The 18,176-nt window shown below is 65.4% G+C and carries 10 protein-coding genes; 7 read left to right on the forward strand and 3 right to left on the reverse strand.

The genetic code is table 11. The features are described 5' to 3' along the window. Nucleotides 1-387: 387 nt before the first annotated feature. Nucleotides 388-4,683 carry a hypothetical protein gene (locus KA383_12465; protein MBP7746934.1) on the reverse strand — a complete coding sequence of 1,432 codons (4,296 nt, stop codon included), beginning with the start codon at nucleotides 4,681-4,683 and terminating at the stop codon, nucleotides 388-390. A gap of 226 nt (nucleotides 4,684-4,909) precedes the next feature. Here KA383_12465 and KA383_12470 point away from each other — a divergent pair, with 226 nt between their 5' ends. The 7 genes from KA383_12470 (at nucleotide 4,910) to KA383_12500 (ending at nucleotide 15,908) form a co-directional block, all read left to right on the forward strand. Next, nucleotides 4,910-5,503 carry a sigma-70 family RNA polymerase sigma factor gene (locus KA383_12470; GenBank protein MBP7746935.1) on the forward strand — a complete coding sequence of 198 codons (594 nt, stop codon included), beginning with the start codon at nucleotides 4,910-4,912 and terminating at the stop codon, nucleotides 5,501-5,503. Between the two features lie 13 nt (nucleotides 5,504-5,516). Further along, on the forward strand, nucleotides 5,517-9,014 hold the full coding sequence (locus KA383_12475) for a serine/threonine protein kinase (protein MBP7746936.1): 3,498 nt from the start codon (nucleotides 5,517-5,519) through the stop codon (nucleotides 9,012-9,014). 97 nt (nucleotides 9,015-9,111) lie between these two features. After that, nucleotides 9,112-9,294 carry a hypothetical protein gene (locus KA383_12480; GenBank protein ID MBP7746937.1) on the forward strand — a complete coding sequence of 61 codons (183 nt, stop codon included), beginning with the start codon at nucleotides 9,112-9,114 and terminating at the stop codon, nucleotides 9,292-9,294. Nucleotides 9,295-9,643: 349 nt separating this feature from the next. After that, nucleotides 9,644-9,973, forward strand: coding sequence for a transporter substrate-binding domain-containing protein (locus tag KA383_12485; protein MBP7746938.1), 330 nt, complete (start codon nucleotides 9,644-9,646; stop codon nucleotides 9,971-9,973). 119 nt (nucleotides 9,974-10,092) lie between these two features. Then, a complete protein-coding gene (locus KA383_12490) occupies nucleotides 10,093-11,385 on the forward strand; it encodes an efflux RND transporter periplasmic adaptor subunit (GenBank protein ID MBP7746939.1) in 1,293 nt (430 codons plus the stop codon). Nucleotides 11,386-11,398: 13 nt separating this feature from the next. Further along, nucleotides 11,399-14,584 (forward strand): efflux RND transporter permease subunit, encoded by a 3,186-nt coding sequence (locus tag KA383_12495; GenBank protein MBP7746940.1) that lies wholly within the window; start codon nucleotides 11,399-11,401, stop codon nucleotides 14,582-14,584. A 283-nt stretch (nucleotides 14,585-14,867) separates the two neighbouring features. Further along, a complete protein-coding gene (locus tag KA383_12500) occupies nucleotides 14,868-15,908 on the forward strand; it encodes a hypothetical protein (GenBank protein ID MBP7746941.1) in 1,041 nt (346 codons plus the stop codon). Nucleotides 15,909-15,993: 85 nt separating this feature from the next. Here the strand turns inward: KA383_12500 and KA383_12505 are convergent, their stop codons facing one another. Next, nucleotides 15,994-16,935, reverse strand: a complete 942-nt coding sequence (locus tag KA383_12505) for a prepilin-type N-terminal cleavage/methylation domain-containing protein (protein ID MBP7746942.1) — start codon at nucleotides 16,933-16,935, stop codon at nucleotides 15,994-15,996. Nucleotides 16,936-17,104: 169 nt separating this feature from the next. Further along, nucleotides 17,105-18,121 (reverse strand): hypothetical protein, encoded by a 1,017-nt coding sequence (locus KA383_12510; protein MBP7746943.1) that lies wholly within the window; start codon nucleotides 18,119-18,121, stop codon nucleotides 17,105-17,107. Between the last annotated feature and the right edge of the window lie 55 nt (nucleotides 18,122-18,176).

An 18,176-nucleotide genomic window follows, 5' to 3' on the forward strand; every position in this document is an offset into this window, starting at 1 on the left:
CCGGTCCAACACACTGCAGAAACCGCTCGCCGAGCACGCTTACAGGCGGAGAGAGCAGGAGAGATCGCGCGGCAATGGGTGCCCCCTACTTGTTGCTGCGTTGGACTGGCTACCAGATTCGCGGAGGGCTGCATCACTACGCCTGAGCGGCCTGGGTGCGAGAGGCTCATCGATCGACGCCCGGACCCGCGCGGCAAGTCCGCGCCGATACTCCGGGAAACGCCCTCGCAAGAATGGCGCACATCCCTCGAGAATCCGCGTGCCCGGTGCTGCGGTAGTCCACTTCTCCACGCCATGGCAGCGAGCCGAGAATCGGTCTTCGCGCAAGGGCTGGATGACGTTTTGGAGATGAGCACTTTTTCGGCAACGAGAGGCCCCGGGTGAGTACTATCCCATGAACGCTGCCTGAAACTCCGCGGCGTCGCGCAAATCAACATCCCCGTCCTTGTCCAGGTCGAGGCAATCACAGCCGGGGACCACGCCGTTGTCGGGGCCTTGCAGGCAACCGCCCAGCGTCGCGAAGTCGTCGAGATCGAGGGCGCCGTCGGAATCGCAGTCGCCGCCGATCACCGTTAGCGTGACCGCGTTCCCACCGTAGTCAATGTCCAGGATCTTCGTCGGCGGCAGGTTCGTCACGGCCACGCTGCCGAACGTCCCGCTCAACGTCGCCCCGGAGGTCACGACGACGAAGCTGTCGCCGTGGCTCGGCTCGAACGGGGGCACGAATGTAACCGCCAGGTCGCCGGCGAGCGAGACGTTGCCCGTGCAAACGAGCGTGTCGTATGCGCCCGGCGTTGTATCGGTCAACTCGATGTCGAGCGCGGCGCCGGCCTGCTGCGCACAGGTGCCGACGATGTCAATCTGTCCGATCGGCAGCCCCGGTGCCATCGTGCCGGCCGTGTTGACGACGTTGCCGGTGATCGTCCCGGCGCCGGTCAACAGGCCGCCGCTGATCTGGAGTGAGGCGGGGCCGGACATGAGCAGATTGCCGCCGTTGAGCACGGTTTGACCGGCGGTCTGGACATAGCTGCCGCCGTAGCCCGTGTAGAACCGGAGCACTCCGGTTTTGACCTCAACTGTGCCGGTGTTGTTCATGGACGCTTGGATCGTGCTCGTGCCGGTTCCGGCGGACTTGACCATCGTGCCCGCATTGTTGAGGGGCAGGCCGTAGCCGCCGATGACGGTGACGTCGGCTTGGAAGTCCATCACGCCGGTGGCGAGGTTGTTGACCACCGCCGAGGTGGGCCGGTTGAATCCACCGAGGAACGTGGCCGTGCCGGCGTTGTTGAACGTGCAATTGCGGAGCGACTTCTCGTCACCGTTTATGTTAACCAGCACATCGCCGTTGGCATTCACGGTTCCCGGGCCATTGAATCCGCCGCCCTGGTTCCAGGTAAGCAATCCACTGATCGTGACGGGGCTGGGACCTTGGAGAGACCCGCGTCCGATGGTGAGGTTTGCGATTTCCGCCGGGTCGCCGCTGTTGAAGTTCGCCGTTGCCCCGGTGGCTGCGGGGCCCACGCTGAACGTGTCGAAATGGATCGGCCCGCCGATGGGCGCGTTGAAGTTCACGGTCCCCGCCGGGACGTAGAACGACGAGCCGTAGCTGACGATGCCTGCGGAGGAGTCGAAGGTCACCTGGCCGCCCTGCACGGTGGTCGGCCCGGCGACATCCCAGGTCCCGTAGACGCTGTTCCAGCCGCCCCCGCCGCCGCCAAAGATGACCGTGTGGGCGACGACGCTGGAACCGGCGTAGAACACAAAGCCGCCGTCGACGAAGTGGAGCGTGGTGCCCGGGTCGCCGAGGAAGTCACCGGTGCTGCTTCCGTACAGGTAGAACTTCAGCGTGCCGGTCTGTACGTGGATCAGCCCGTTGTTCTCGGTGAACATGTAGATGGTGCTGGATCCGGGGTCGACCGATTTGATCAGCGTGCCGCCATTGACGAAGCGGTCGCTGAACCAGCCGTTGAAGAGAAGCCCGCTTCCGCGGTGGTCATAGGTCGAACCGGGCCGAATTTCGAACACGGCTGGACCGGCGAAGTCGACTCGTCCGGAAATAGTGACCGACGTGCTGTTGCCGTTGAGCACGAGTCGGTGCTGATCCAGGTGCACGATGCTGCTGATTCCCACCCCGCCGTTGGCATACGTGACGCCGGCCCCCTTCAACTTCGCGCTGTTGCTGGAATTGCTGCCGGTCCACTCGAACAGGCCGGCGATGTCGAGTTGCTGGTTCACTTGGAGCACGCTGTCGTTGTTCGCGAGGCGCAGATAGCCCCGGACGAAGGAGGGCTCGGTGACGGTGAGCGCGCGCGCGCCGGTCGTGCCTTCGATCGCCAGATTCTCGCTGCACGCCAGCGTCGCGACCTGCAGCGTGCCGGTCGAATAGGTGATCGTCTCATCGCCGAGCACGTCGATGCAGACTTCGGAGTCAGTGGTCGGCGGCGTCCCTTCAAGCCAGTTGGCCGGCGTGTGCCAGGATCCGCTGGAACCGCTCCAATGGAACATCGTCTGGCACTCGTCGGGAACACCGTCCAAATCGCAATCCGCGCTGAAGCCGCTGGCGATGTCGCACTCGTCGGGAATCAGGTTGCCGTTGCAATCCTGCGCGGATCCGCAGCCCGCCACGTTGCAGAAGTTCGGATCTAACTCGCAGTCCAGGTCCGCGGCGGACTGATCGCAGGCGATTTCGCATATGTCCAGGATTCCGTTGTTATTGCATTCTCCGACTACAAACGGGCCGAAGGTCGCCCGTGAACCCCAGTGGCCGGCGCAGTCCCGAGCGCGAATAGAGAGGTAATATTCACCCGGGTAGAAAGGCCCGCCGTGAATCCGCAAATCGCAGGACGAGAAGTCAACCAGATCCGGCAACACGTCCGGAGGCTCTCCCTCGGGATCCGTGGTCCACACATAGCTGTACTCACAAGCTCCGGTCACGTCGTCTTCCACGTCGAATTGCGGTCGCCACTCCACCGTGATACACGGCAACACGCCGAAGCTGCCCAGCGGATGCGAGGGCGAATCGAGCGACAACATGCTGGGGGGCTCGGTGTCGTCCCCTGAATCTCCGGCGAACCACGGCGAGACGTTGAACGCGGTGGGCCACAGACCGTCCGCCAGCCCGGGGTAGGCGCCGATCCACGCATCAAGAAACTGCAACACGTCCATCGGATCTTGCTCGCCGATCACCAGGAGATTCGGCGCGTCGCCAAAGCAGGTCGAGTCCCGGATGCCGTCGCCATCGTGGTCGTCCTGCCCGTAGTCGGCCATGTCCACGAGCAAGGCCGCCGCAAATCCCTCGGTCAACCGGGCATCATGGAAGTTCGCCGGATCCTCCAGACATGTTTGCGGGGTTTCGAAGGAGGCCGTGTACAGCGGTTGGTGCGGGGCTCCGCCCACGTCGAACACGTAGTCCTCCGCGAACGTTGGAGGAATCCTGTGCGAGAAGTACTGCGCGACCCCCTCCATCCAGGCAACATAGAGGCTCTCCTGGCACCAGGCACAATGCGTGCAGTCCTCACCCGGCACCTCGTCGCACCAGTCGCCGTCGTTGCAATAAGTCCACTCGGGTTCGGGCATGTCCGTACTGCACTCAAAATGGTGGCCGTACTCGTGGCATACCACGTCTTCGCACCACTGGTGATCAGCTCTCATGTGGATTTCGGACTCGTCGCCGCCCCAGCATTGGTACCAGCCGGGTGAGCTGCTGGAATCGTCCGGCCATTCCACCTCGACCTGGGGCATGTTGTAGTAACCGTTGGACCGCGTATCGACCCAACGCCGGGCGCGCGTGACGGTGCTGAGCAGATGCAGCGCCGGCATCAGGTCGGGCGCTACGGTGAGGTTGCCGAAATCGTGATACGTCCCCTGAAAGTTCCCGATCTCCTCGGTTTCCCACCAATACGTCCATTCCTCGACGGAATTGTCGTGCACGTCCACCCAGTTGGTTTCCGTCTCGAAGTAGACGACAAGGTCGGGGGGATCGCCGGAGTCATCCCACGAAAACGACCCGGTATCGAAGTAACCGGTGCTGTCCGTGTATCCCTCCCACATCGTCTCGTGACCAATCGTGTCGCTGTCCCAGATCCGTACGTCGAGCCGGTCCGCGCCGACCCATTGGCCGTCGGGCCGCTGGTACACGATGCGTCCCTCGAAGCGCAGCGTCGTGCGCCCGTCGCCGTCCTTGCCCCGGGCCCCCTCACCCTCCCCGGCGACATCGCCGACAGGCTTTCGAACCGATCGCGGCAGCTCGGACTCGGGAACGGGCACGGCGCGGTACCCCTGGCCGCGCCGGGCAAAGTACGCTCGGCCTACCTCGATCGGCTTGTTTTGCTTGAACCCGTTGAATCTCAGCGACACGACGATCGGCTCGTCGGCGTCGCGCGGCAGCGCCCGGAATGGGATCCGCAGAATGCCGGTCTGCACGCGCAGCGGCACGGCCGGCGCGTCGAAGCTGAGCACCGTCCACCCCTCGCCTCCCAAGGATAGTTCGGTCAGAATCCCATCAGTGCCCAGGTGCAATTCGAGCGCCCCGTCGTACTCCTGGCCCGACACCGCCGGCTGCGTGTCGAGCGGTATCTTGATATCGACCGGCGGGGCGACGTCTGCCTGGGCCTCTACGCAGAACGCCAGTATCGACACGCTCAGCAGGCGCGACGCGGTGCGGCAAGCTCGCCACGATGACATTCCGGCTCCTCCTTCGCATCAGCCCGCCCCCCGCGCCCTGACCGATAAGCCGCCTGATTTCCCGTCGGAATGTCTGCCATCGGGCGCGACAAATCGGCTCTCCAAACCGGTATAATGGCGCATGGCGGGTTCGAATCGGGGCCGGGCCGCTGCCCGGTTCCGCGAGCCGCCATACTTATCTCCGCCGTTCGTCGGCGAGGGCCATCAAAATGCGCAGGTTTTCTTGATGGGGAGCGGGCAGGAGGGAGACGTGACGCGCGTTCTGCAAGCGGTCGAGGCCGGCGACACCCGGGCCGCGGCCGAGTTGTTGACCTTGGTCTATTCTGAGCTGCGCAGGCTGGCGCGGGCGCGGATGGCCAGGACTCCCCCAGGAAACACCCTCCAACCCACGGCCCTCGTCCACGAAGCGTATGTGCGTCTAATGGGCAAGGACGAGCCAAAGGTCGGCAGGAGCCGAGGGCAGTTCTTCGCAGCGGCCGCTCAAGCCATGCGCGACATCCTGGTGGAGCAGGCCCGCCGCAAGAAGCGACAGAAGCGCGGTGGCGGTCGGAAACGGCTCGACCTGGACCCTGCGGACCTGGCGGACGCGTCACTCCGGTCGCCCCCCGAAGAGATCCTGGCGTTGGATGAGGCGCTTCGGAAACTGGAGCAGGACGACCCGCGCCTGGTGGAAGTCGTCAAGCTGCGCTTCTTCGCCGGACTGACGGCTGCGGAGACGGCGGCTGCGCTGGGACTCTCTGTACCGACGGTGGAGCGGGACTGGCGTTTCGCGCGCACGCTGCTTTACACGTATGTGGCGGGAACGCGAGCGGATTTGTAACGGCCCGAAGACCATGCTGGGAAACCGACTGCAACGGGCCAGGACGATCTTCGAGGGGCTGGTCGATGTGCCGTCTGATCAACGCGCCACCTTGCTGGCCAGAGAGTGCGACGGCGATCAGGAGCTGCGAGCCTTCGTGGAGCAACTCCTGGCCAATGATGGATGTATGGGGGAGTTCATGGCGACCCCGGCCCATGCCCCGGATTCCGATGCGCCTCCAACGGGTGGCGTCCGGGCACCGCAGCGCATCGGACGCTACGAGATCGTTCGCGTGGTGGGTGAGGGCGGCATGGGCGCGGTTTACGAGGCCCAGCAGGAGAACCCGAAGCGGCGTGTCGCGCTGAAGGTCATTCACCCCGGCCTGACGGCAGGCCGGGTGCTGCGGCGTTTTCAGCGCGAGGCCGACCTGCTCGGACAACTTTCCCATCCGGGGATTGCACAGATATACGAGGCCGGAATAGCGGAAGTCACTACCGAGACGGGTACCGGCGCTCGCCAGCCCTTCTTAGCAATGGAACTGATCCGTGGCGGCACGCTGAATGAGCACGCGCAGAGGGCTCGCCTCGGCACGCGTGAGCGTTTGGAACTCGTGGCGCGCGTCTGCGATGCCGTGCAGCACGCCCACCACAAGGGTGTCATCCACCGCGATCTCAAGCCTGGCAACATCCTGGTGGATGAGTCGGGGCAGCCGAAGATCCTGGATTTCGGCATAGCCTGTGTCACCGATTCGGGCATGCGGTCCGTCGCGTCACAGACCCAGATGGGCCAGATCGTGGGCACCTTGGCCTACATGAGCCCCGAGCAGGCCGCTGGTGACTGGCGACAGGTGGACACGCGGGCCGACGTCTATTCGTTGGGAGTGATCCTCTTCGAGCTCCTTAGTGGCGCACTGCCTCACGACGTGCGCACCACGTCGATTCCCGAGGCAGTTCGGAGAATATGCGCTGCCGAGCCGGTTCGGCTTGCAGCGGTCGACCGGTCGTTTCGTGGCGAAATCGAGAACATCGTCAGCAAGGCTCTGGAGAAGGAGAAAACGCGGCGCTATCAGACTGCGTCTGATCTGGCCGCAGACATCCGCCGCTACCTGCGCGGCGAACCCATCGCAGCCCGCCGTGATTCGGCGTTGTATCTGCTCCGGAAGACGGTGACGCGCTACCGCGGGATCGCGCTGACGGCGGGGCTCCTAGTCATCCTTCTGACCACGTTTGGAGTTGTTTCATTTGTTCAAGCCGAGAAGAACCGCCGCCTGGCTGCCAGTGAGCGCAAGGCGCGCGAGAACACCGTTGCGGCCCTTGAGTTGGCTCAGCGCGAAGAGCAGCGCGCCGATGCCGCCTCGGCTCGACTGCACGCCGAGCTCACCGCCAGCAACATCGAGCGTGGGCGCCTGCTCGGCCGGAAGGGAGACCTGTTTGCTGCGGAAGAGCTCATCTGGGGCGAGCACTTGCGGAACCCCGCCTCAGACCATTCTTTCTGGGCTCTCTGGGAACTGTATTCGCATAACCCCAGCCTCGCCACGCTGGGCATGCACGAGCGGACGGTGCGCGCCGTTGCGTACGCGCCGGATGGTCGGATATTCGCCTCTGCCAGCGACGATGGCGTCGTGAAGCTCTGGGATGATGCCGGCTGCAAATGCCTGGCCACTCTTGCTGAACACACGGCTCCTGTGCATGGACTCGATTTCAGCCCCGACGGGCGCTATCTCGCATCGGCGAGCCTCGATGGCACCGTCATCATCTGGGACCTCGCGACTAACGCGCCGGTGCGGATGATTGGAGGTCAGATAGACGCTCTCTACTCCGTCCGCTACACCCGCGATGGCACGCAACTGGTTTGTGGGACCGGCGACGGAGCCATCCGTGTCCTTGATGTCACGGGCGGTGAGGCCGTCAGAACGCTCAGTGGCCACGACGCTGCCGTTGCATGCCTGCGCTTCAGCCGAGATGGTTCGCTGCTCGCTTCCGCCTCGGCCGATCAGACCATCAAGCTCTGGCAGGGCCTCATGGGCCCGCCGATCGCTACGCTGTCAGGCCACGGTGGCAGCATTGCATCATTAGCTTTCTCGCACGATGGTCGACAACTGGCCTCGGGAAGCGTGGACAAGACCGTCAAGGTGTGGGACCTCGCGACGCATGAGTGTATGGGCACCATCAGCGCCGCGAACGGAACTGTCAGGTTCCTGAGCTATTCGCGCGACGAGCAGTCACTCTTGGTGGGAGGGTGGTGGCGCGTCGATGCCTGGGACTTGCGCACCCGCACGCGCCGGCCGTTGGCCGCTCATGGCGTCGAAGCTGCCGACGTCCGCCCGGACAATCGGGTCCTCGCGCGTGGCTGCGGCGATGTTCGCCTGGCGCCTGGCGCCTCCGTTCGCATTGAGGACCTCGCCACAGATGGCGGCGTGCTCACGCTCGGCCAGAGTTCCGGCCATTGGCCTGCCGCGGTCAGCCCGGATGGGCGCCTCGTCGCCGCCAGCGATGACAGCGGGCGCGTGCGCCTTTGGGAAACCGCTACTGGGTGCCTGCTCGGGGCGCTGGAGGGCCATGCCAACTACCGGTCTCGTTGCCACTTCCACCCCGCTGGCAGAATTCTGGCGACGTGCAGTCCCGGCCTGATCGAGTTCTGGGACCTTACGACTGGCGCCGTCATCAACACGCTGAGTGGCCATCACGCAGCAACCAATCACTCCCTGACCTTCAGCCCCGACGGAGACACGTTTGCAGCGACGTGGCAGGACGGAACCATCCAGATTCACGAAGTGACAGGCGGCGCGATCCTCACGACGATCCCGGCCCAGCAGTGTGAAGTGCTCAGCTTGCGCTTCAGCCCAAACGGCCGGACATTGGCCACAACGTACCGATCGGGGATGATCCGGTTGTATACGGCCCAGGGGGACTTGCTCGCGGAATTCGACGCGGCCCTCACACCCTGGACCACGGCATTCAGCGCTGACGGAACGAAACTCGCAGCCGCCTGCTGGAGTCGCCAGATTCAGATTTGGGATCTGGCAACGCGCTCGCTTGATCTGCGGCTGGAGGCGTCGCTGGCCGCGATCTGGGAGGTAGCGTATATGCCGGGGCATCCCAATCTCCTGGCCTCATGCAGTGACGACGGCTATGTGCAACTCTGGGATGTGCCAGCGCGTCGCAATGTCCTAACGATTGACCGCTTTGAGGATTCTGCCAGCTCCGTGTCGTTCACCCCCGACGGCAGGACGCTCATCGTCGCGGGGCACGGTGACGCGCCGCTTCGCCTCTGGGACCTCGATTACTACGACCGCCACATCGCTGGCAATCTCGAGCATCAGATTGCTCGTCGTCGCGACCCATTGGAAAACAGCGGGCCAACAGAACAACTGCGCGCCTGGGCCGCAGGCGTGTTACGCCGTCCCTGGCCGCGCATCGGCCCTCACGCTCCGTCGACCCAGCCCCCTCTTTCGACAAGCGCGCCTGCCGGCAGCGTGGATCCTGAGGTGATTGCCCGCTGGGGACGCCGCGGAGGCTGCGGGCGATCTTAGGCCGCCCCACGCGCTTGGGCTTCCGCCCTGTACGCTGCTCCTCAACGCAACGACAATACGTCTGCGGCGTGACGATGCCGATCACGTCCGCGACGTTGTGGTTGAGCTCCTGACCGATCACAAGCAGCCGGGCACGGTCGTCCGGGCTCGGAATGACGCGGTTACCGCCCAGCTTACGACGGAGGATCTCGACCTGGGCTTAGAGGAATCGGATGCGGGCGTCCCGGCGAGCGGCGCCAGCTTCGACAAGGAGATGAGCGAGGACGTAGAGCCACCGTAGCATCGCGAGTGAATCCTGAATGAAGAGCGTTGCAACTGCCGTGATTAACAGCCTTCGACATTTTGAACCCCCTCTCAGAATCAGGCAAACGCCCGGCTCGGCCCGGCGGCCGCTGGCGATCGGTGCCACTATCTTCCCATTGCTCTACGAAGGAGCGCAACTGGAGCCGTTGACTTGCAACTAATTCGCAACTAAAACCCCACTCGACATGCACGGCATGCGCCGCATGCTGGCGTCTTTCGGAGTCCCTAAGTTCTTGCCTCTACTGTAACTTGCGCATTTGGAAGCACTTCCGCGCTTTGAGCAGCTCGGGCTCATAACCCGGAGGCGCGCGGCGACGGCGCTGCGCGTGGGCGCTCAGCGCGGCACGCGGACGTCTGAACTGGCGGTGGCCTGCTGCGGGGCGGCGCGGATCGTGAGTTTCGACACGACGGCCGCGGCGGTGGACGCGCTGGTGGCTGGGGCGGTGGACGGGGTCACGCTGGACGACACCGAGCTGGCGGGCCAGCGGGCGCGCTCGCCGGGGCGGCTGGCGGTGCTGCCCGGTCCGGTGGCGGATGAGGTGGCGGCCTACGTGTTGCCACTCGGCGCGGACCTGACGGACGCGCTGAACGCGGCCGCGTACCAGTTGCAGGCGGAAGGGGAGACGGCGGCGCTGCTCGAGAAATGGAGCCGGTAGTGGGCGCGGCTTGTCGTCGGTCTGGCGTATCAGTATGCTCGCGGCGCGCCGGGTAGCGCGGCTTGGTCGCAGAATGTCCGTTGGTCGTGCCCACGGCGTGCACTTTCTCGAGGCCGAACATGTCTCCTGATTCTCCCGGCGTGTCAGCCCTTGGATGGTCGGTTGTCCAGCCGCGGGTGGGCCGCCACCCGGCCTGGCTGATCCTGTTGCTGGTGGGCGGCGGTCTGGCCGGATGCGACCGGCAGGCGCTCGCTCCGGCCGCGGCTGCGCCGCCGGCGGAGGTCACGGTCAGCCGGCCGCTGGTGCAGGAGGTGACGGATTGGATGGAGGGCACGGGGACGACCGCGCCGCTCGAAGAGGTCGAGGTCCGGGCGCGCGTAACGGGGTTCCTGCAGCAGGTGCACTTTGAGCCGCGCGCCCGCGTGAAGCCCGGGGAAGTGCTCTTCACGATCGACCCACGGCCGTTCCAGAACGCGCTCGACAGTGCGACGGCGGCACTCGCGGCCACGCAGGCGCAGCTCGTGAAGGCGCAGGCGGACTTGGAGAAAGTGCAGCGCCTGATCGAGCGCGGCGCGGCCAGCGAGGACGAGCTGACGAGCGCGCTGGCGACCCGCGACTCGCTGAAGGCGCAGGGCAGTGCCAATGAAGCCACCATCGCCAACGCCAGGCTGCAACTGGAGTGGTCCAGCGTGACGGCCCCGATCCATGGGCGGATCAGCCGCAACCTGGTCGATCCCGGGAACCTGGTCGCGGCGGATACGACGGTGCTCGCGACGATCGTGAACGACACGAGCATATTCGTGTATTTCAACGCGAACGAACGCGGGGTGCTGACGCTGCGCGAACACGTTCGCCGGCAACTGGCCGCCGCGGGGGCCCCGCCGGACAAGCAGCCGGAAGTACGTGAGGCGAATTGGCCCGCGTACGTGGGGCTGATGACGGAGGAGGGATGTCCGCACGCCGGGGTGATCGACTACGTCGCGCCGGCCCTGGATCCGGGCACGGGTACGCAGCAGTTGCGCATGGTGATTCCCAATGAAGGCGGGCTGCTGCTGGCGGGGCTGTTTGTGCGGGTGCGCGTGCCGGTGAGCAAGCCATACGCGGCGCTGACCGTAACGGAGCGGGCGCTGGGCTTGGACCAGGGGCAGCGTTACCTGCTGGTCGTGAATGACCAGAACGTCGTCGAGTATCGCCCGGTCACGGTGGGTACGCTCAACGCGGGCCTGCGCGGCATCACGGCCGGGCTGGCGCCCACGGACCGGGTGATCGTGAACGGGATCCAGCGCGTCCGGCCGGGTCTGACAGTCAAGCCGATCGAGGCGCCGATGCCGGTGGGACCGGATACCGCGCGCGACCGGCCGGCCGCCAGCGCGCCGGCCGCGTCTCCGGCCACGCCGCCAAAGGTCCGCTGAACGAGGATTCACCGTGCTCTCACGCTTCTTCATCGACCGGCCGATCTTCGCCGCCGTGCTCTCGATCGTGATCACGATCGCCGGCGGAGTGGCCGTGTTCACGTTGCCGATCGCCCAGTACCCGGAGATCACGCCGCCGACAGTGAACGTGTCGTGCAGCTATCCGGGCGCCAGTGCCCAGGTGGTGGCGGACACGGTGGCGGCGCCGATCGAGCAGCAGGTGAACGGGGTGGAGCGAATGCTGTACATGTCGTCGCAATGCACGAACGACGGCACGTACAGCCTGAACGTCACGTTCGAGTTGGGCGTCGACCTGGACATGGCCCAGGTACTGGTGCAGAACCGCGTCTCGATGGCGACGCCGTCGCTGCCGGACGTGGTTAAGCAGACCGGCGTGACGACGAAGAAGAAGTCGCCCAACATCATGCTGGTCGTGAACCTGTTCTCGCCGGACGGGCGCTACGACCAGCTCTACCTGAGCAACTACGCGACCATTCAGATCCGGGACGAGCTGGCGCGGCTGTCGGGCGTCGGAGACGTGTCGTTCCTGGGGCAGCAGGACTACAGCATGCGTGTGTGGCTGGATCCGGAGCAGCTCTGGGCCCGGAACCTGACCACCACGGACGTGGTGAACGCGGTCAAGGAGCAGAACGTCCAGGTTGCGGCCGGTCAGATTGGTCAGCCCCCGGTCCCCGCAGGGCAGGATTTCCAGTACACGATGAGCACGCTCGGGCGGCTGAAGGAGCCGGAGGAATTCGGTGCGATCATCGTGAAGACCGGCACCGCGGGCCAGGTGACGTACCTGCGCGACGTGGCCCGCATCGAGCTGGGTGCGAAGAGCCAGGACCAGTCGTGCACGCTGGACGGACAGCCGGCGGTCGGGCTGGCGGTGTTTCAGTTGCCCGGCTCCAACGCGCTCGCGACGGCCGACGGCGTGCGGGCCAAGATGGACGAGCTCAAGCAGCGTTTCCCGGCGGGTCTGGATTACGCGATCGTCTACGACACGACGCCCTTTGTGCGCGAGTCCATCCACGAGGTGTTCAAGACCCTGATCGAGGCGTTCGCGCTGGTCGCGGTCGTCATCATCGTGTTCCTGCAGAGCTGGCGCTCGACGCTGATTGCGCTGATCGCGATCCCCGTGTCGCTGATCGGCACGTTCGCAATCATGGCGGTGCTGGGCTTCAGCTTGAACAACCTGTCGCTGTTCGGGCTGGTGCTGGCGATCGGCATCGTCGTCGACGACGCAATCGTCGTCGTCGAGAACGTGGAGCGCTGGATCGAGCATGGCTTGTCGCCGAAAGAGGCAGCCTACAAGTCGATGGACGAGGTGACGGTGGCCGTCATCGCCATCGCCTTCGGCCTGAGCGCGGTGTTCATCCCCACCGCGTTTCTCTCCGGGATCACGGGGCAGTTCTTCCGGCAATTCGCCTTGACGATCGCGACGGCGACGCTGATCTCGGCGTTCAATTCGTTGACGCTGAGCCCGGCGCTGGCCGCCTTGCTCCTGGCGCCGCACGGAGCAAAGAAGGACGTCCTCACGCGCGCGCTGAACCTGGTGCTGGGCTGGTTCTTCCGCGGGTTCAATGCCGTGTTCAACTGGGGCACCGGCGTCTACGCGCGGCTGGTGACATACTGCCTGCGGGGTGCCGCGGTTGCGATGCTGGTGTACTTCGGCCTGCTGGGCCTGACGTACCTGGGTTTCAAGACGGTGCCGACCGGGTTCATTCCCACGCAGGACAAGGGCTACCTGCTCGCGAACGTGCAGCTGCCGGACTCCGCGTCCCTGGAGCGGACGGTGGACGTCATGCGCCGGATCGACGAGATTGCCCGCCAGACCCCGGGCGTGAAGCACACCGTCGGGATCTCCGGGCAGTCATTTCTGCTCAACGCCAACGGCTCCAACTTCGGCTCGCTTTTCGTGACGCTCGACGATTTCGACCGGCGACACAGCCCCGAGCTGCATGCCGACGCGATCAACGCCCGGCTGCGGCGACAGTACCACCAGGAGATCCAGGAAGCGCTGATCGCCGTGTTTGGCGCTCCGCCGGTGGATGGTCTGGGCACCGCCGGCGGCTTCAAGATCATGATCGAAGATCGCGGCAACGCCGGTTTGCAGATGCTGCAGGGCCAGGTCGATAACCTGGTCGAGAAGGGCAGCCGCACGCCGGGCCTGGCGGGCCTGTTCACGCAGTTTCGCGCCAACACGCCGCAGCTGTACGTGGACGTGGACCGCGTGAAGTGCAAGACGTTGGGCGTGGGGCTCAACGACGTCTTCAACACGCTGCAGACCAATCTGGGCGGGTACTACGTCAACGACTTCAACCAGTTCGGGCGGACGTGGCAGGTGAAGCTGCAGGCCGACGCCGGCTTCCGCTATCGGCCGGAGGACGTGAGGCGGCTGTACGTGCGGAACGCGGCGGGCAACATGGTGCCGCTCGGGACGGTGGCCAATGTCACGGAAGTCAGCGGGCCGGTGCTGATCAACCGCTACAACATGTACACGTCGGCCGCGATCAACGGCGCGCCCCTGCCGGGGGTCAGCTCCGGGCAGGCCATCAAGTTGATCGAGGGCCTGGCCAGGCAGGAGCTGGCGTCGTCGATGGCCTTCGAGTGGACCGAGATCACGCTCCTGCAGCTCCTGGCGGGGAGCACGGCGATCCTGATCTTCCCATTGTGCATCCTCTTTGTGTTCCTGACGCACTCGGCGGAGTACGAGAGCTGGCTGCTGCCGCTGGCGATCATCCTGATCGTGCCGATGAGCATCCTGTGCGCCCTCGCCGGCGTGTACCTGCGCGGCATGGACAACAACCTCTTCACGCAAATCGGCTTCGTGGTACTCGCGGGGCTGGCCTGCAAGAACGCCGTGCTGATCGTGGAGTTCGCCAAGCAGCAGCACGAGCACGGTCTGGATCGGCGGCAAGCCGCGATCGAGGCGTCGCGCCTGCGCCTGCGGCCGATCATGATGACCTCGTTCGCGTTCATTCTCGGCGTGCTGCCGCTGGTCGTGTCGGCCGGGGCGGGTGCCGAGATGCGGCGGACGCTGGGCACGGCCGTGTTTGCGGGCATGCTCGGCGTGACGTTCTTCGGCATTTTCCTGACGCCGGTGTTCTATTACATCCTGCAGTGGTTTGCGGACCGGCGGGCCGCTGGGGGCGCCGGCGAACGGACCGGACAGAGTGTCACCGTTCACCCGGCGTAATCACGTCGGCGGAGCTTAGCGCCATAGCTGTATGATAAATAAAGACTTAAAGGTCATCGTGACGTCGGGAGCGGTGCGCGGTGCCGGAGTTGGTTGCCTGCGTCGGAGCGCTGCGTTGCAGGGGGCCGCGCTGGATGACGCGTTATATTTGTGACGCCGGTCCGCTGTGTGGCACCGCGGCTGTGACAGGGTCCGGCGTGACTGACGTTCGGTGCGCGACGCGCGTTGTCGCCGTCGCGACCGGGGATCCCATTAGCCCGCACGCGAAGGAAGGTGGATTCACATGTGCCAAGCAAGACTGAGCCTGAGAGCGTGGTTCGTGCCGATGGTCTGTGCCATGTGGCTGGCGTCGCCGGCGCTCGCGCAGATCCCGGGCCTCGACAAGGCCAAACGTGTCATCGAGAAGAGCACGCAGGACTCCAAGGACAAGGACAAGCCGGCACCGGCGAAGGGAGCTGCGCCGGAGCAGGCGGCTCCCACCGGGAGCAGCATCGTCTTCTCGGCGACGCCGATCGACCCGGCGAAGCCGGCCAGCCTCGCGACGAGCTTCGAGAGCGGCGGCTACATCTACGGCCTGGTGCAGGTGGAAAAGACCTGGCGCGATCTGCTGGGCAAGGGCCGCGAGGATGTGACGGAAATCCAGGTGCCGATCGATATGCTGGTGGACGGCGAACAAGTCGACTTCCAGTACATCACCATCAAGAAAGCGGAGGCGCTCGACACGAAGTACCTGGTACTCGATATCGCCCCGGACCCGGAGAAGATGACCGCGTACAAGGACCCGGGGTTCTTCTACGCCGAAGGCAAGGGCCATCGCAAGATTGGACCGGACCAGTACACCTACATCCTCGGCAAACTCGCGGGCGGGAAGCACACCATTCGCTTCCAGATCCGCAGCTACGGGGACATCTTCTCGGCCGGCGAGTTCACGCTGACGGGCGACGACTACAAGTTCTACACCGAGCTGCGTGAGAAAGTGCTGGCGGCCGCCTTCCAGGTCAGCACCATGCCCAAGGCACAGATGGTCAACAAAGAGATGGAAGCGACCATGCGCAAGCTGCTCGAGAACGCCGGCTGGAAGGACATCCGCAAGCTGGTCATTACCGACAAGGACTGGTGGCTGGACCGCGCCGAGGGCGGCGACTCGCCGATCGTGTCGCGGCACATCGCGGCCGCGGCGGCCGCGAAGGGCGAGGATGGCAACTTCTTCTGGTGCATCTGCACGTTCCACCAGCAGAAGCTGATCGATGGCTCGTTCGGCCCGCTCGAACTGACGGATCAGGGCCAGAAGAAGCCGATCAAGGAAGAGAACATCGACAAGTAGCGTGAGTCCGCGCGACTGCGCGGCAGACCCCTCCCCCGTCACGGGGGAGGGGCGGAAAGGCGGGCGACGCCGGCGTGGGGGACGCTCAATACCGCCACGGCAGCGGGCTGTCGGGGTGGCTCTTGTAGTCCACGTGCGGGTCGAGGTAGTGCAGGGGGCCGTCCGGATCGGCGCCCGGGTCAAAACCCAGACCGTTCCAAAGCCCGTTGTCCTCGTAGGCCTTTCGCGGTGCGAGCCGATCGCCGTGACCGTCTGCGAAGATCGCGTTGCTCTGGCCCAGGTGCCGGTCGGACAGGTACGTGCGCGTCGTCTTCCAGGCGTACGGTTCGAGTACGCCGTCCGAGTACGAAACCAGGCTGCGCAGTGGAATGTACGTCGGATCCAGGACGTAGGCGTGATTGCCCAGCCGGTGCGGGTCGTGGTCCGCGGCGGGATGGTCCGGGCCGCGCTCCGGGCCCCAGGGCATCGTCCAGCCCGTGCCGTCGGAGTCGGCAAACGCGATCGTGCGGCCCGGTGAGCGCAACTCCTTCACCGGGAACGTCTCGTAGCGATGATATGGATTCCCGGGACCGAGGTTGTCGCGGGCACTCCCGAGATACTTGTAGTTGTAGCCATACGAGTTGTTTCGGCCGACGTCCCACTCCGGCGTCGCGGGACAGGCCTGCACGGACGCGCGGCGCGGCAGGTCGGCGCTGAGCGAGCCCGTGGCCGGTGCGCCGCCCAAGTACAGCGACATCGCGTTGAACCAGCGCAGGCGCACGTTGTCGGGCAGATACCACTGGTGGGCCGGGTAGTTGCCGTTTTCGCTGTGGTAGAGCGTCATGCCGTGGCCCAGCTCGCGGCACTGGCCGAGGCACTGGACCGAACGCGCCTGCTGGCGGGCCCGCGCCAGCGATGGCAGCAGAATCGAAATCAGCAGCGCAATGATCGCGACGACCACGAGCAGCTCGATGAGCGTGAAGGCGCAGGCAAGCCGCCGACGGCTTCCTCGCCCGGGAGTGGACCGTGGTGGAAGGACCGTCCGCATGTTGGCAATCCCCGTGTGCAATCAGGTTGCGGCACAACCGGCGCGGCCAGCGCTCGCGCGCTGTACGCACGCGCGTGGCGCGCAGTGTACGGACCCGGCGTGGCCGCGTAAAGTGCACATGCTGCGGCCAGCATAGAACGTACGGCGCGCGGCTCAGCGTGAGGTCGGATCAGCCCGGCAGCGTGTTGCCGCCTTGGATCCACGCGCTGTAGATGGGCTCGGTGAAGAGCTCGTTGGCCACGGCTGCCGGGCTCGTTCCGAAAGTCAGCGCGTGAATAAAGCCGTTCCTCTCCACGAGGACGGTGTGCAGGATCTTGTTGTTGGGGTTCTTGAAGAGCTGGATGTCGAGTCGACCATCGAGCGCGTGGCAACGCTTCCGATCAGGGAGTTCCGCGCACTCCAGGCGCGTCAACTGGCCGCAGCGGGCGATCATTTCCACCGTGCGGCGGTATGTGCCACCGTTCGGGCCGACGACCTTCTTTCCGTCCACCTCGATCTCGCGGTCGTCGTAGGCGACCACGCCGGCGTAGTGGCGCGGGCTGCGCTGGAGCCATTCGAGCAGCTTCTCGGCGTGGCGCTCGTCGTCGCTGTAGCCGTAGTTGGCGTCGAGCCAGACGATGCGCTCCAGCCAGTCCGGGAGCTGCGTGACCGCGTTGAGGTAGCCGTTGAGGAAGCTGCCGCCGCCGCTGTGGGCGGTGAGGGCGACGGTCGTACGCTCGTCCGGGAACAGGGCGCGCAGCTCGTCGACGAGCGCGACGATGCGTGCGCTGCTGTCGGCGTGCTTCTTGCGCCAGGTGGGCCAACTGCGCCCGCCGGCCTCGAGGTAGGCGACCACGAGGTTCACGTCGGTGCGCCGGGCGCGCAGCAGGCGTGTCTGGGCGCCGATGTGCTGGATGTAGAAGTGCCAATCGAGGTCGGGGGCTTTCTGGCAGCCGATCGTCTGCGCGATCGTGTTCCCATTGGGCAGGGCGTAGATGACGAGCAGCGTCGGTTTGCGGGCGTCGAAGGCGGTCGCGGGCGGCGCATTGATGTGGACCGTCACCTCCGGCTCGCATATGTACGTCCGCACCTGCTCATCGAAGTAGGGGCTGCGCGTGAAGCCGGTCAGCGTCGTGTTACGCTGGGCGCAGCCGCCTGCGACCAGCAGAATCGCGCACATTCCAACGCCCAGCTCCCATCCTCGCATTGACCGCATCGTCGCGACCCTCACGTCTCTGTCAGCCCCTAACTCGCATGATATG

Source organism: Phycisphaerae bacterium, from assembly GCA_017999985.1.
Lineage (GTDB): Bacteria > Planctomycetota > Phycisphaerae > UBA1845 > Fen-1342 > JAGNKU01.

Coding starts and splice junctions, on each gene's coding strand:
- KA383_12475 (MBP7746936.1), top strand. CDS start 5,517: ATGCTGGGAAACCGACTGCAACGGGCCAGGACGATCTTCGAGGGGCTG.
- KA383_12490 (MBP7746939.1), top strand. CDS start 10,093: ATGTCTCCTGATTCTCCCGGCGTGTCAGCCCTTGGATGGTCGGTTGTC.
- KA383_12470 (MBP7746935.1), top strand. CDS start 4,910: ATGGGGAGCGGGCAGGAGGGAGACGTGACGCGCGTTCTGCAAGCGGTC.
- KA383_12505 (MBP7746942.1), bottom strand. CDS start 16,935: ATGCGGACGGTCCTTCCACCACGGTCCACTCCCGGGCGAGGAAGCCGT.
- KA383_12500 (MBP7746941.1), top strand. CDS start 14,868: ATGTGCCAAGCAAGACTGAGCCTGAGAGCGTGGTTCGTGCCGATGGTC.
- KA383_12510 (MBP7746943.1), bottom strand. CDS start 18,121: ATGCGAGGATGGGAGCTGGGCGTTGGAATGTGCGCGATTCTGCTGGTC.
- KA383_12465 (MBP7746934.1), bottom strand. CDS start 4,683: ATGTCATCGTGGCGAGCTTGCCGCACCGCGTCGCGCCTGCTGAGCGTG.